The following is a 14601-nucleotide window of genomic DNA, read 5'->3' as shown; positions in this document are numbered from 1 at the left end:
TAAATAACATGGAGATTTTAATATGAAAGTATTATCAAAAATGAGGCTTAGACCATCTGAGAAAAAATATGATGACTTTCCCTCTATTTCATTAAGTGATCATGCTAGATATATTTACTCTGCATCATTTAGACGGCTGCAGATGAAAGCTCAAGTATTTTCTTTGGAAAATAATGCAGCTGTAAGGAGCCGACTCACACATTCAATGGAAGTCGCTCATATAGGTGTATTCTTAGTACAAAAAATAGTCGAGTTGATAAGTGAGGAACTCAGCAAGGGAAAGGCTATAAATCCATATCTAAAATTTATATTAGATGAGGATGTTGCGATAAGAAAAACTGTTGAAACAGCATGTTTAATACATGATGTTGGTAATCCTCCCTTTGGTCATTTTGGAGAGTCCGCTATTTCAACATGGTTTGGAGAGAACAAGGCAATACTGGAGGGTAAAAAGAAAGTAAATTTATCTGAAAGTGATTATAACTATAATGATTTTATTCATTTTGATGGCAACCCACAAGGGCTGAGAATTATATCAAAGCTTCAGGGGACTGATGCATTTGGTTTAAACTTGACGACATCTCAACTGGCAGCATGCATAAAATATGTAGCCTCTAATGATACAGTTGGAAGTAACAAGTTACATCATAAAAAAATGGGGTATTTCTCAACGGAAGAGAAAGTTGTTAGCGCAATAAAGACTGATCTGGGGGTATCTGGTAGGCATATATTGGCATACCTCATGGAAGCTGCAGATGACATATCCTACTGTATTAGTGATATTGAAGATGGATTTGAAAAGGGGATCGTCTCTTACGAACTATTCTTCAAATACATTAAGAAATCCATATATGATTTCTGTGAACGAGATCGTGATGTAGGGGCTGTCTATTCTGAATTGCCAAAGTTGAGGTCCCATATAGAGGATGCCGAATACATAATCAGCAAATATAATGAAAACTTTAATGACTGTACTGAAGAACTTGAATATAAGTTTCTACTATTCAAAACAACATTAACTAACTTGAGTGTGAAGCTAGTAGCTTTTGATTTCTTTGTTAAATTTGATGATTACTTGAATGGGAATGTAGATGCTCTAATTAGAGAGCACACATTGGTGTATGATTTACAGGAAATTCTAAAAGACTTTACCAGAAAGTATATATTTACCTCTGCTGAGGCAGAAAGAATGGAGTTAGGTGGGTACGCTATAATATATGGACTGCTTGATAAATTTTCTCCTTTACTTGAATTAAGTCGGGATGATTTTATCAAAATTGTGGAAAAAAAAGCCGACAAAAAAATGGCTATTTGCACTCGCCTTTTTAACCTCTTATCTGATAAACATGTTCGTGCATATGTTCGCTCCTTGCATGAAGGTGTGTGCGATAAGGTTGAGTTTAATTTAAGATGCCATTTGATTACTGATTATATAGCAGGGATGACAGACGCATTCTCTTTGGAGACCTATCAACTTTTGAACGGGATAAAGGTGGGCTAAACGTGGCAGTTAATAAAATAAACGTTAATCGACATCCCGCATCTATATACATAGAGCATCTTAGAAACTATTGTCAGCACTTCTCATCTGATTTAACTCTTCTATCAATGAAGACATATACATATATACCCTCATCCTTGTCTGATCCGCACAAGGAATTCAGAGTTGTTTTGTCTGAAGTCAACACGGATTGGTTAGATAATAAAATTAAATGCATGAGGCCATCAGAAGAGCTTGCTATAAATTCAAAAGTGTATTTTGATCATGATATATCACGTTACATACCTATGGTAGATTTGGGTATAAGTAAGTTTACGAGTGATATATTTGGTGTAATTAATGACTTTATGAGTCAATGGAATATGGATTTTTTTGTCTTTGATAGTGGCCGCTCCATGCATTTATATGGAAAGGAGCTTCTTGATAGTCATGATGTCTGGGTGAAATTTATGGGGAGTCTGCTTTTATTAAATCAACGAGGAGGTAGGAATATTATTGACACTCGTTGGGTTGGTCATCGTCTGCTTGGTGGGCAATCATCACTCAGGTGGTCAAATAATACCATGCAATACAAAAGGTATCCTGTATATATAGGTATGTTATCTGAACTTATCCATATTAAATGATATTGTAGATTGATTGTTTAACGTACCTCCCCCTGTTAAGGGGGAGGAAATTAAACATAAAATAGACCTTGGCAAAATCACAAGGCGTAATTAAAGTTCTTTTAATTCTGTTTTGTATATTGGGCTTCGCAGGCTCAGCGCCAACCTACCACTGTGTCGGTTGTGGTTGAGCGAAGCCCAACGTTTACCGCGAACTCTCTTTTTCCTGCTCCTTATCCCCAGCCCTTCTCCTCCTTTTTTAATAAACGGGAGAAGGGAGCAATGCTGTTACCGCTGTCCGATTACGCTTCGCTAATCGAACCTACGTGGCTGACTATTTTTACGTCAATTGAATCGCCATGGCTGGCGATTATATCCCCGGTGCCGCTTTATCCCCTCTCCCGTTGGGAGAGGGCAGGGTGAGGGGATCATTTAGCCATTAGATGGTCAGCTCCAGCCGGTTGCCTTCGGGATCCAGGAAAGTGCTCTCGTAATAGCCGTCACCGGTCCAGCGGGGGCCGTCCAGGTGTTTCACCTCGGCGCCCTTGAGCAGCTTGAGGCGGGCGGTCATCTGGTCCACCGCATCCACGCTGCCGAGGGAGAAGGCGAGATGGGCCAGCCCCTGCAACGGGTGCGGCAGATGGAGATCTGCCGGGAACAGGATGGGGGTGTGCATCAGCTCCAGGCTGGCGCCCCCTTCGAAACGCACGAAGTAGGAGCTGAACTGCTTGCTCGGGTTGTGGTAGCGCTCATTGGCCTGCCCGCCAAACAGGGAGCAGTAGAATGCCTTGAGTGCCTCCAGATCCTGCGCCCAGATGGCGACGTGATGTATGTGCATGGCTGGTCTCCTGTGACTCGATGCCCACAATGCTATGCCGGGGCCTTCCCCTTCGACATGGCTGAGCCCGTCTTGATGATGTCTGAAACTGCCAACCATGCTCAGTCGATGGGGGCGCAGCAGAGAGCGGGTGAGTGCCGAGTGTCGACTGTGCCACGCTGAGCCGCTGTGACACGAACATTCACGGGCTGCTGATGTCGGCCATAAAGAAGCAGGCCCCCGAGTCGGAGGCCTGCTTTGATAGCACCTGAAGATCAGCGCCGTATTATTTTCTCAAGAATGGCAGCAATACCGTCATCAGCTGCTCCGGGCACTCCTCCGTGACGAAGTGACCGCATTCACCGAGCATGGCGCCCTGCAAATTCACCGCTCGTCCCTGCATGGTCTGCTGGGGGGCATCACGGGTGGCATGATCCGCACCTATTGCCAGCACCGGCATCAGCAGTTTTTTCTCTGCCCGCAGTTTATTTTGCGCGATGGTTTGCGGGATCGCCCGGTAATAGGCGAAGCCTGCCCGCAGTCCGCCAGGGGAAGAATAAGCATCGATATAGGTTTGTGCGGCGACGCGATCACGACGATAAGACCAGTGGTCAAAAATAAAAGTCAGATATTCCCGCTCTTTGCCGGCCGTCAGTGTTTCCGGCAAGTCCTGTAGCTGATTGAACATGAAGTGCCAGAGGAAAATATTGTCCTGCGGGTCGACGAAGATGGAGGGGGCCGGCGCCAGGCCCGGAATAACCGCTTCGGTCAATGCGATTTTCTTGATGTCCGCAGGATAGTCACTGGCCAGGGCATAACCGACCCACATGCCGATGTCGTGACCGACAACCGAATATTGCTTATGACCGAGCTGATTCATCAGCTTATGCAATGTGGTCGCCACGGCCCCGGTATCATAACCCCCGTTCGGCCGATCGGAATAACCGGTTCCCGGCGGATCAACCGCGATCGCCATATAGCCTTCGGCGGCGAGTCCGGTCATCACATGACGCCAGGCATACCAGGTCTGCGGCCAGCCCGGGATCAGCAACACAGGCTCTCCCTTTCCCGCCGTCACATAATGGATCTTCTGCCCCGCAACCTTGACATAGTGATGCTGAAAATCGGCCTCGTTGACCTGCGTGGTTGCCGATGCCACTGCCGGGCGTTGTGCATCTGCCGCGACGGCAGTGCCCTGCAATGTGAACAGCATGGCTGCCGCCAGACATGCCCTGATGAAGAATGTATTCATACTCTTTCCATCTGAATTATCTATAAAAAATCCCCGCAGAAGGCCATAGGCAAGGCGCATGTCAGCTGCGATGGCGTCTATTGTTTGTCGATCAACAGCGAATAGGGTAAGAGGGCGCTGCAATCTTTGTCAATCACCAAAAAATAATTCTTTGTTAGTCGACAATGAACTGGTAGCCTTTGTCTGAAATGACTGATGGGCAGAGGATGATATGGCCGGTAGACCAAGAGAATTTGATCGTGAAGAGGCATTGCACATAGCAAAACAGGTGTTCTGGCAGCGTGGCTACCAAGGGACTTCCCTGTCTGATCTGGTGGCTGCACTGGGGATTGCGTCTGCCCGTATTTATGCCGCATTCGGCTCAAAGGAAAATCTTTTCCGTGAGGCGATCGCGCTTTATCTGGCCGAAGAGGGGGCCTTTGCTGACGCCGCCCTGTCACAGCCGGATACCCGCCAGGCTGTCAGGCAACTGCTGGTGAACGCGGTCGACGCCTACACCCGTGACGATCGGCCTCAGGGCTGCATGGTGGTGTTGTCGCTGACCAACTATGGCCGGGAAAACGAAGAGATCATGGCATGGCTGGCCGGTTACCGCCGGGAGCGGGTTGACGGCATCGTAGAGCGCATCCGGCAAGGCGTTCAGTGCGGCGATCTGCCGGAAAGCACCGATGTACAGGCGCTCGGGGATTATGTGGCGACCGTGTTTCACGGGATCTCCATCCAGGCCCGGGATGGCGTCAGCCGGGCGCGTCTGATGGCAGTGACGGATATCGCCATGCAGGGTTTCGATGTCATGACGGCCCCGCCGGCCGCGCATTGAATATGTAGCTTCTTTCAGGAGAATTTCTGATGTCCTATTCAGTGCCTTCAGCCTCGCCGATGCGCGAGGAGTGGATATGCACCTGGCTTTCCACCTCTCAGCCTGCGTCGGGAGAGGCGTTTCCGTTTCCATCGGATATACCGGTTATCGATGGTGATCAGACACTCAGGCAGACACTGCGTATCAGCCTGGGCGGCCAAAAGCTGCGGCTGATCTTTTCCAACCGCTATGGTACGCAGCCGCTGGTAATAGGCGAGAGCTATATTTCCGTGTCTGATCTGTGCGGTGCCCTGCCTGTTACCTTCAACGGGCAAAGCGGCGCGATAATTCCAGCGGGGGGCACGCTGTGCAGTGATGAAATACCACTGGATATTCCCTCGTTGTCGCTGATCACTCTGCGGACCTATCTGCCGGAACAGATCCCGCTCAATACCTTCCATTGGGATGCCCGTCATTTTTCGTTGCTTGAACCGGGTAATCAGGCCATCAGGGAAGCGGCCTTTGATGGTCAGAAAATCAGTTCCCGCCTTCTGGTTGAAAGTGTCCAGGTTCAGCCCAAAGCCGCGTGCCGCACTCTGGTCGTCATCGGCGACTCCATGGTGGATGGGAACGGCGTGGAGATGGACAGCTATGGCCGTTGGACCGACTTTTTGGCAGAGCGCCTTGTTGCCGACAATATTGCGGTGGTGAATGCCGGGCAGTCGGGTTCCCGGTTGCTGAAAGACGGCGTCGGCATCGCCACCTTGTCGCGTTTCGAGCGTGATGTGCTTGAGCAGCCCGGTGTCACTGGCTGTATCGTGCAGGTCGGGCTGAACGATATCGGGTTGGCGGGCACGGCACTGGATCCGGACCACCCGGTGCCGGCGGCAGCCGTGTTGATCAACGGCTATCGGCAATTACTGCAGATGGCGCGGCAATACCATATCCGTATGACAGGCGTCACCCTGGTGCCGCTGCGGGGAACCGGTGAGTATGGTATTGAGCACTTTTATGAGCCTGAAAAAGAGGCTGTCCGGCAGGCGGTGAATCACTGGATGCGTACCAGCGGGGAATTTGATGCCGTGATTGACAGCGACCTGCTGGTGCGGGATCCAGAATGCAGTTGGCAGCTCAGCGCGCAATATGATGTCGGTGATCACCTTCATCTCAATCTTGCAGGGCATCTGCGGGTCGCGCAGTCAGTGCCGCTGACCGTCATCCGGGCGGATTGACCGTTTTTTCCCGGTGGCATCAAGCGCCCCGCCATTTTGGCGGGGCGTCGCAACATTTCTCTGCCCGCCAAACAGGGAGCAGTAGAATGCCTTGAGTGCCTCCAGATCCTGCGCCTAGATGGCGACGTGATGGATATGCATGGCTGGTCTCCTGTGACTTGATGCCCTTGATGCTATGCTGGGGCCTGTCCCTTCGACATGGCTGAGCCCGTCCTGATGATGTCTGAAACTGCCAATCTTGAAGTCATTGACGTCTCCCCCGACTGCCGCGAGCAGATCTGCTGTGACAGCCTGCTGCCGGCCCTCGCACAGGAGCAGGTGTGGCTGGCGGGCTACTCCCGCCTCAAGAGCCGCTATCGCATCGCGCGCCGCCTCACAGACGTGCACTGCTTCCTGCTCACCCTGGGGGGCGAGGGGGAGGTGCAGGTGGGGGATCGCCGCGAGCGGTTGCAGGTCGGGGAGTGGGCGCTGATCCCGGCCGGGGAGCCGCTCTGCTACCAGCTTAGTGAGCAGTTGAGTGAGCAGCTTAATGAGACGTTGAACCAGCAGGTGAATAAGGGTGGTGAGTGGGAGCTGGTGTGGCTGCTGTTGCACAAGGATTCCCCCTGGGATGCCTTCGCCAGCCACCCCCGGCTCGGCTGCACCTCCCAGCAGGCCACCCTGCTGCGCACGATCGAGAACCTCTATGCGGAGCAGGAGCGCCATCAGGACCCGCTGCTCAGCGCTCTGCTGGTGGAGCAGCTCGGTTTCTACCTGCGCCGCCTGCTGCAAAAGGGAGAGGGACAGAGCCGCGGCGAGCGGCTGGCGCTGCGCCTCGAATTACTGCTCAAAGAGGCGCTGACCGAGCCTTGGGACATAGCCCGCATGGCCGGCGCCCTGCACTTCTCCGAGCGTCAGCTCCATCGACTCTGTCAGCAGCATTTCGCGCTGGCGCCCATGGCGCTGCTGCAACGGTTGCGGTTGCAGCGGGCGGCGCTCTTGCTGGCGAGCCGGGCCGACCCGGTGAAGCAGTTGGCCGAGCAGTGCGGCTTCAAGAACGAATACCACTTCTCCACCGCCTTCAAGCGCCAGCATGGGCTGGCGCCCAGTCACTATCGCCGGTTGCATCACCCCGCCTTCAAGGGGCGCTGAGGGCACCCAAAAAAACGGGGCCCGAGGTGTCCCCCGGGCCCCGCAAGCAGATGGCGTGCTTAGATGCTGGATTTGACGCTGACGAACTCGGGGTAGGCATCGATGCCGCACTCGTGGACATCCACACCCATCATCTCTTCCTCTTCGCTGACCCGCAGGCCCATGGTGGCCTTGAGCAGGCTCCAGACCACGAGGGAGACGACAAAGACCCAGCCGAAGATGGTGGCAGCACCCAGCAACTGGGCACCGAAGGTGGCGCTCGTGTTGGAGAAGGGCACCACCATCAGGCCGAACAGGCCGCAGACGCCGTGTACCGAGATGGCACCGACCGGATCATCGATCTTCAGGCGATCGAAGGCGACGATGGCGTAGACCACCAGGGCACCGGCCAGGGCGCCGATCAGGCTGGCGAACAGCGGGCTGGGGGAGGCCGGGTCGGCGGTGATGGCGACCAGACCGCCGAGGGCGCCGTTGAGGATCATGGTGAGATCCGCCTTGCCCCAGGTGAGCTTGCTGACCAGCAGGGCGCCGACCACACCGGCGGCCGCGGCGGCGTTGGTGTTGACGAACACGGTGCCGATGGCGGTGGCGTCAGCGGCGCTGGAGAGCGCCAGTTGGGAGCCACCGTTGAAGCCGAACCAGCCCATCCAGAGGATCAGGGTGCCCAGGGTCGCGAGCGGCAGGTTGGAGCCGGGGATGGGGTAGATCTCCCCTTGCTTGCCATATTTGCCGCGACGGGGGCCGAGCAGCAGCACGGCGGCCAGGGCAGCGGCAGCGCCCGCCATGTGGACGATGCCGGAGCCTGCGAAGTCGGAGAAGCCCGCCTCTTTCAGGAAGCCACCACCCCAGCTCCAGTAGCCTTCCACGGGGTAGATGAAGCCGGTCATCACCACGCAGAACAGCAGGAAGGACCAGAGCTTCATCCGCTCTGCCACCGCACCTGAGATGATGGAGGTGGCGGTGGCGACGAACACCACCTGGAAGAAGAAGTCGGAGTGCAGGGAGTGGCCCGCGTCGTCCGCCTGGCTGCCCATCAGGCTGCCAAAGCTCGGCAGCCAGCCGCCGGCGCTGTTATCCACGTACATGATGTTGTAGCCGACCAGCAGGAACATGATGCAGGCGATGGCATAGAGCAGGATGTTCTTGGTCAGGATCTCGGTGGTGTTCTTCGCGCGGACCAGGCCGGCTTCGAGCATGGCGAACCCGGCGGCCATCCACATGACCAGCACGCCGGAGATCAGCAGGTAGAAGGTGTCGAGTGCATAGCGCAGCTCGCTGACGGATGTGATCAACTCTTCCATGTCGTATTCCTCAGTTCCAGTCGTATCAAAGGGCGTCTGCGTCGGTCTCGCCGGTGCGGATGCGCACGGCGGCCTGCAGGTCATAAACGAAGATCTTGCCGTCACCTATCTTGCCGGTGTGGGCGGCCTTGCTGATGGCTTCGATGATCTGCTCGACGTTGTCGGCCAGGGTGGCGATCTCCAGCTTTACCTTGGGCAGGAAATCCACCTGGTATTCGGCACCCCGGTACAGCTCGGTGTGCCCCTTCTGGCGGCCAAACCCCTTGACCTCGGAAACCGTCAGCCCCTCGACGCCGAGGCTGGCGATGGCTTCGCGCACGTCGTCGAGTTTGAACGGCTTGATGATGGCGGTGATTAATTTCATGCAATATCCCCAATCCTTGTGGTTCACCCAGATAAAGGCAAATATTGCGCCAGAAAAGTATTTTTCTTTTTATTCATAGACTTACTTATTAATCGCAACCCTGGTCAGCGAGGCTTGCCCAATATGGGCAGGGCTGCGCCAAAGGTGTGCACCGCCGTGGTGCAATCTTGGCCGGCAGAAGAACGAAAGGGAGCGTGACGGCGCGCAAGACTCAAAAGTGTGCGGGCTGCTACTGTTGTTCAACAAGAGGGCTACCTGGCCGATAACCCGTCATGACGGGGTGTCGAGGCCAGTCGCCCCCTTGAAGGCTCGACCGGCAGGCCCGGTTTTCCCGCCAGGTCAACAAGCGGATCCGTGGCACCGAGTAGCAGAACAAGGAAGGTTTTCATGCTGCATGACAATGAGATGACAAGGCAACCGGCCCTCGACGAGGCCGTGATGAGCGGCATGCTGGAGGTGGTGAGCGACGGTCTCTGGGACTGGAATGCCAACACCGGCTATGTCCATCGCTATCCCGGCTGGTATCAGATGCTGGGGTATGAACCCCACTCCCTCGACAACACCGTCTTCACCTGGGAGAACCTGATCCACCCGGACGATCTGGCGCAGGTCATGGAGAGCTTCGATGCCTGCCTGAGCGGGCGGGCGGCGGACTACCGGGCCGAGTACCGCTGCCGTTGCCGTAACGGTGACTACCTCTGGGTGGCGGATTGCGGCCGCATCGTCGCACGCAACCCCGACGGCAGTGTCGCCAGGATGGTGGGGGCACACCGCAACATCCACGCCCAGCGGGAACTCTACGCCCGGCTGGAGCTGCAAAACCGCACCCTGGAGCAGCAGGTGGCACAGCGTACCGCCGAACTGGAGCGGCTCAACCAGGCATTGCAGTTCCAGGTGGAGGAGAACCGCCGCCTGGCGGAGACGGATTCCCTGACCGGCGCGGCCAGCCGCTATCGGCTGGAGCAGGCGGTGCGGCTGGAGCATGAGCGCGCCAAGCGCTTCAAGGAGCCCTTTGCCGTGATCGCCATGGACGTGGACGACTTCAAGCAGATCAACGATCGCCATGGCCACGGGGTGGGGGACCAGACCCTGATCGATATCGTGCAGCTGACCCGGGGCTGCATCCGCGAGATCGATCTGCTGGCCCGCTGGGGGGGTGACGAGTTCATGCTGGTGCTTCCCAATACCCGGTTGCCCGACGCCCGGGTGGTGGCCGAAAAGCTGAGGCAGCGCCTGAGCCATGCCAGGGTCAAGGGGATCGAGCCCGTGACCTTGAGTTTCGGGTTGGTGGAGTCCGACCCCGACGAGCAGGTGTCCCACCTGATGGCGCGGGTCGACAGGGCGCTCTACCGGGCCAAGCTGGCGGGCAAGGACCAGCTCAGCGGCTGACAAGGGCACTGGTCGGAGCCGCTACGGGGCTTTTCCCCCCCGAATACGGCTTGACCAAGGGATTTTCTTGACTCCAATTCATCCCGCTGGTTTCATGCGCGCTCTTTTCATTCTTGCGAGATGTATCTTCATGAAAAAGTCCTTGCTGATTGCCCTGACCGCCCTGCCTCTGGTTGCCCACGCCGGCCTGATGGATTCCCTGACCGACACCGTGACCAGCAGCGTCACCAGTACCGCCAAAGAGATGGCTGGCAACGCCATGGACACCGCTTCCAACGAAGCGATCAAGAAGGCCCTGGACATCAAGGAAGGCGGCTCCAACAAGCAGGCCATCAAGGACAAGCTGGGCGCCCCGGCCAGCACCAAGACCGACGCCGGTCTGGAAGTGTGGACCTATGACCTGGACGCTCTGAACAAGGCCTCCCCGCTGCTGGCCGAGACCACCAAGTCCCTGCTGAAAGACTCCGAAGTGGCCCAGAAGAACGTGGTCATCAAGTTCGAAGGCGAGACCGTGAAGACCCTGAACCTGGCCAACAAGGCCTGAGTCCTGGCAAAGTGAATGAAAAAGGGGCCCGCGGGCCCCTTTTTGCTGTCTGGTGTTCAGGCTCACACCTTGAAGCGGTGCACCAGGGCCAGCAACTGGCGGTTGGACCCCAGCAGGGTGGCGGCGCTCTGCTCCGTGTTGCCGCCGTTCTCCACCAGGAGGTTCAGCATGTCGCGAATGCTCACCATGTTGCGGTTGATCTCCTCGGTCACCCGGCTCTGCTCCTCGGCAGCGGTGGCGATCTGGCTGCTGAGATCGTGGATCTGCACCACGGCGTCGGCCATGGTGTCGAGGCCGCCGGTGACCTGCCCCGTGGTGTCGGCCGCCGCCTGGCAACTGCGCTTGGTCTGCTCCATGGCGACCACGGCCTCGGCGACCCCCTGGGTGAGCCGTGACAACATGCTGCCCACTTCGGCGGTGCTGTTCTGGGTGCGTGCCGCGAGGGCACGCACCTCGTCGGCCACCACCGCGAAGCCCCGGCCCTGTTCACCGGCCCGGGCCGCCTCGATGGCGGCGTTGAGCGCCAGCAGGTTGGTCTGGGCGGCGATGCCGCCGATCACCCCGAGCACGCTGCCGATCTGCTGGGCATCTTCCTGCATCTCCAGCACCTTGGCGGCGGCGAGATCCACCTCGTCGATGAGGGCCACCACGCTGGCGGAGGCTGATCCCACCACCTTGCGGGAGCTGGCCGCCTGACCGTTGGCGGCCTCGGTGAAGCTGGCGGAGTCGTTGGCGTGGCGGGCAACGCTGTCGGCGGTGGAGCTGAGTTCGTTGAGGGCGGTGACGACCTGATCGGTTTCGCTGGCGTGTTCTCCCAGGATCCGCCTGGCCTGCCCGGTCTGCTGATCGAGCTGGGCCAGCTCGCGGGTGATGAGGTCGGTGGCGGCGGTCACCTGCACCATCATTTGTTGCAGGAAGGCGATGAAGCGGTTGACCGACAGGGCGATGTTGTCCAGCTCGTCATGCCCCTTGACCTGGATGCGGGCGGTCAGATCGGCGTCGCCGGCGCTGAGGGCGTCGATGTTGAGCTTGAGGGTCTGCAGGCGGCTGCCAAGCTGGCTGATGGCCAGCACCATGAGCACGAACAGCAGCCCCGCCAGGGGGAGCTGGATGCTCGCCAGGGTGGCGAGCACATCCCGGCTGTCCTGGGTCAGGGTGCGGGTCGGCAGGGCGGCGGCCAGCAGCCAGGGGGTCCCTTCGATGGCCTCCATCAGCAGGGTCTGTTCCTCACCCTGATCCTGGAAGGTGGTGCGCAGCTGCCCCTTGCTCGCATCCTGGCCCAGCAGGCCGCTGATGGCGAGGGCGAAGGGATAGTCGGCGTGGGCGGAGAGGTTGCCGAGCACCACATCCCCGGTCAGACGGGCATTGCGACTCAGGATCTTGCCGTCAGCCTCGATGATCATCACCTGACCGCCGATCTCCTGCTCTTTCTTGGCCACCAGGTCGTTGAAGAAGCCCAGGGTGACGTCTATGGTCGACACCCCGTAGAGGGCGCCATCCTGGTAGATCCCCATGGCGCAGTTGGTTCTCGGCTGCTGGCTAGCGCCATCCTTGTAGGCGGCGGCCCAGGCACAGACGCCACGGGGCGCCTGCTGACCGGCCTTGTGCCAGGGCTGATCGAAATAGTTGGGCGCCTCTGCCGAGTTCCAGTAGGTATTGGGAATGAGGGCGTTGGACGCATCCCTGTGGAAGAAGGTGCTGAACTTGGCGCGCCCCGCCTCCCGCTTGTCCGGCAGGGGCCAGATGCCGCCACCGAAGACCATGCCGTTGCCGTATTGGTCGATGAGGGCCGGGAGCTGGGCATCTATCTGCTCGCTCGGCAGTTGTGCCACCAGCTGGGTGATGCTGCGCGACTGGGTCTGCACCCCGTTGAGCTGGTCACGGATGTCGGTCGCTATCTCGCCGACTCGCAGCGCCACGTTCTCCTCCCCCGCCTTTTGCAGGGCGGGGGTGATCCAGATCTGGATGCCGATCACCGTCAGGGCGCACACCAGCGCCATGAAGCCCAGAAAAACGGCGGTATAGCGCCCCTTGATTGTGCCCAGATTCCATCCCATAACGACTCCTGTCCACTGTGCCCGGGATCGTGCCCGCGTCTGTTGTGTGAGGGACCATTATGATTTATTTCGAAAGTGAAACGTTTGTTATCGCTCACATAACATGATGCGGCCAGGCAGGAAAAGGTGAAAAAACTGGGGGGTGGAGACAAAAAAGGGTGGCTTGCGCCACCCTGTCGTTTTCGCCGGTGTCGGGGCAGGGCCCCGCCGGATCACGGGTCTGCTTCGGCAAACCGCTTCATTACGTCGACTTACTGGTTTGCTTCTGCGAACTGCTTGATCATCTCGACTTACTGGTCTGCTTCAGCAAACGGCTTCATTACTTCGATTTACTGGTTTGCTTCTGCGAACTGCTTCATCACCTCGGCATGCTTGATCATGCCGTCGGCACGCAGACCAAGGTTCTTCACGAACTCCGCCTTCTTGGCCGGATCTTCAATCTTGTCGTAGCGCTGTTGCAGATGGGCCTGGATCTGCTCCGGGGTCATGTTCTTCATGCGGGCCATCTTGTCGTGGCGGCCGCCATGATGCTTGCCGCCCATCATGCCGGTACCGTCCATGGGGCAACCGGTCGCCGTGGCCTGGGTCGGTTGCGCGGTGGAGACCGCCTCGCTGGCGGCATAGGCGCCCAGCGGCAGGCCGAGGATCAGGGTGGCGGTCAGCAGGGTCTTGGTCAGCTTTTTCATGGGTAACTCCTGTCGGATGTGTACGGGTAGAGGCTCTTTCGCCTTGGTATCCAGTAAACACCGTGGAAGTGTCTGAAATTTGCCAGTAGAGGCCTATTTTGTAGCAGAGTGTGGCACAGGGGCGTGCTGGCACACTTTGACACAACCCGCCCGGTTGATTTTCGTATAATCGCCCCAGCCCGATAACGGAGAGATGAAGATGAACCAAGGCAGCCCTCATATTCTGGTGGTCGATGACCACAGCGAGATCCGCGATCTGCTCAAGCGCTTTCTGGAGCAGCATGGCATGCGCGTCAGTTGCGCCCGCGATGGCAAGGAGATGAAGCGGCTGCTGGATGAGCGGGAGTTCGACCTGCTGGTGCTGGATCTGATGATGCCGGGGGAGGATGGCCTCACCCTGTGCCGCGAGCTCAGGGCCAAATCCCGCCTGCCGATCATCATGCTGACCGCCATGGGGGAGGAGACGGACCGCATCATCGGCCTGGAGATGGGGGCGGACGACTACCTCTCCAAGCCGTTCAACCCGCGGGAGCTGCTGGCCCGCATCAAGGCGGTGATGCGCCGTACCCAGGCGGAGAGCCTGCCCGTGCCGGAGACCCTGACCCGGGATCTGCGCTTCGATCGCTGGCTGCTCGACGTCAATCGCCGTGAGCTGGTGGACGAGGAGGGGGTAGGGATGAGCCTCTCCACCGCCGAGTTCGATCTGCTCAAGGTATTTCTGGAGCGGCCCCAGCGGGTGCTGAGCCGGGATCAGTTGCTGGATCTGGCCCGTGGCCGGGAGGCGGTGGCCTTCGATCGCGCCATCGATACCCTGGTGAGCCGACTGCGGCGCAAGCTGGAGCGGGATCCCAAGAATCCCGAGCTCATCAAGACCATCTGGGGTGGCGGTTACCTGTTCGCCGCCGACGTGACCCAGGAGTGAG

Annotated in this window: 14 protein-coding genes and 1 pseudogene; 8 read left to right on the top strand and 7 right to left on the bottom strand. The window is 57.4% G+C overall.

All coding sequences use genetic code 11. The features are described from left to right. Window positions 1-22: 22 nt before the first annotated feature. Together dgt and AB5Y53_RS12760 are read left to right on the top strand one after the other, a co-directional pair. Complete coding sequence (dgt, locus tag AB5Y53_RS12765; RefSeq protein WP_368182212.1) at window positions 23-1501, top strand: dGTPase; 1479 nt, start codon at window positions 23-25, stop codon at window positions 1499-1501. A 170-nt stretch (window positions 1502-1671) separates the two neighbouring features. Continuing rightward, window positions 1672-2127, top strand: a complete 456-nt coding sequence (locus AB5Y53_RS12760) for a hypothetical protein (protein ID WP_134997310.1) — start codon at window positions 1672-1674, stop codon at window positions 2125-2127. Window positions 2128-2545: 418 nt separating this feature from the next. Here the strand turns inward: AB5Y53_RS12760 and AB5Y53_RS12755 are convergent, their stop codons facing one another. Next, a complete protein-coding gene (locus tag AB5Y53_RS12755; protein WP_139736799.1) occupies window positions 2546-2944 on the bottom strand; it encodes a VOC family protein in 399 nt (132 codons plus the stop codon). Between the two features lie 265 nt (window positions 2945-3209). Continuing rightward, window positions 3210-4175 carry an alpha/beta fold hydrolase gene (locus AB5Y53_RS12750; RefSeq protein ID WP_368182211.1) on the bottom strand — a complete coding sequence of 322 codons (966 nt, stop codon included), beginning with the start codon at window positions 4173-4175 and terminating at the stop codon, window positions 3210-3212. Between the two features lie 250 nt (window positions 4176-4425). Between AB5Y53_RS12750 and AB5Y53_RS12745 the strand changes: the two genes are divergently transcribed. Together AB5Y53_RS12745 and AB5Y53_RS12740 are read left to right on the top strand one after the other, a co-directional pair. Continuing rightward, window positions 4426-4995, top strand: coding sequence for a TetR/AcrR family transcriptional regulator (locus AB5Y53_RS12745; protein WP_368182209.1), 570 nt, complete (start codon window positions 4426-4428; stop codon window positions 4993-4995). A gap of 29 nt (window positions 4996-5024) precedes the next feature. Continuing rightward, entirely contained in the window at window positions 5025-6206 is a 1182-nt protein-coding gene (locus tag AB5Y53_RS12740; protein WP_368182208.1) for an SGNH/GDSL hydrolase family protein, read from the top strand. A gap of 54 nt (window positions 6207-6260) precedes the next feature. On the opposite strand, the pseudogene AB5Y53_RS12735 reads toward AB5Y53_RS12740, so the two are convergent. Further along, window positions 6261-6347: pseudogene (locus AB5Y53_RS12735) on the bottom strand (VOC family protein); the annotation flags it as partial. A gap of 75 nt (window positions 6348-6422) precedes the next feature. Here AB5Y53_RS12735 and AB5Y53_RS12730 point away from each other — a divergent pair. Then, entirely contained in the window at window positions 6423-7337 is a 915-nt protein-coding gene (locus AB5Y53_RS12730; RefSeq protein ID WP_368182206.1) for an AraC family transcriptional regulator, read from the top strand. 59 nt (window positions 7338-7396) lie between these two features. On the opposite strand, the gene AB5Y53_RS12725 is transcribed toward AB5Y53_RS12730, so the two are convergent. Then, the gene (locus AB5Y53_RS12725; protein WP_042864817.1) at window positions 7397-8638 is read right to left on the bottom strand and encodes an ammonium transporter; all 1242 of its coding nucleotides are present in this window, start codon (window positions 8636-8638) and stop codon (window positions 7397-7399) included. A 25-nt stretch (window positions 8639-8663) separates the two neighbouring features. Next, window positions 8664-9002, bottom strand: coding sequence for a P-II family nitrogen regulator (gene glnK / locus AB5Y53_RS12720; protein ID WP_039040122.1), 339 nt, complete (start codon window positions 9000-9002; stop codon window positions 8664-8666). Between the two features lie 387 nt (window positions 9003-9389). Between glnK and AB5Y53_RS12715 the strand changes: the two genes are divergently transcribed. Together AB5Y53_RS12715 and AB5Y53_RS12710 are read left to right on the top strand one after the other, a co-directional pair. Beyond that, a complete protein-coding gene (locus AB5Y53_RS12715) occupies window positions 9390-10391 on the top strand; it encodes a sensor domain-containing diguanylate cyclase (RefSeq protein ID WP_048209682.1) in 1002 nt (333 codons plus the stop codon). A gap of 130 nt (window positions 10392-10521) precedes the next feature. Continuing rightward, entirely contained in the window at window positions 10522-10935 is a 414-nt protein-coding gene (locus AB5Y53_RS12710; protein WP_010675902.1) for a hypothetical protein, read from the top strand. Window positions 10936-10997: 62 nt separating this feature from the next. Here the strand turns inward: AB5Y53_RS12710 and AB5Y53_RS12705 are convergent, their stop codons facing one another. Both AB5Y53_RS12705 and AB5Y53_RS12700 read right to left on the bottom strand, forming a co-directional pair. After that, the gene (locus AB5Y53_RS12705; protein WP_039040120.1) at window positions 10998-12992 is read right to left on the bottom strand and encodes a methyl-accepting chemotaxis protein; all 1995 of its coding nucleotides are present in this window, start codon (window positions 12990-12992) and stop codon (window positions 10998-11000) included. Between the two features lie 329 nt (window positions 12993-13321). Then, window positions 13322-13678, bottom strand: coding sequence for a hypothetical protein (locus tag AB5Y53_RS12700; RefSeq protein WP_010675900.1), 357 nt, complete (start codon window positions 13676-13678; stop codon window positions 13322-13324). A gap of 199 nt (window positions 13679-13877) precedes the next feature. On the opposite strand from AB5Y53_RS12700, the gene AB5Y53_RS12695 reads away from it, so the two are divergent. Continuing rightward, complete coding sequence (locus AB5Y53_RS12695) at window positions 13878-14600, top strand: response regulator (protein WP_113979195.1); 723 nt, start codon at window positions 13878-13880, stop codon at window positions 14598-14600. Window position 14601 lies beyond the last annotated feature (1 nt).

Origin of the sequence: Aeromonas sp. R7-5 (assembly GCF_040908015.1) — a bacterium.
GTDB classification, from domain to species: Bacteria; Pseudomonadota; Gammaproteobacteria; order Enterobacterales; family Aeromonadaceae; genus Aeromonas; species Aeromonas caviae.
Note: the sequence above shows the minus strand (reverse complement) of the source record. Positions and strands in the feature narration are given on the sequence as shown.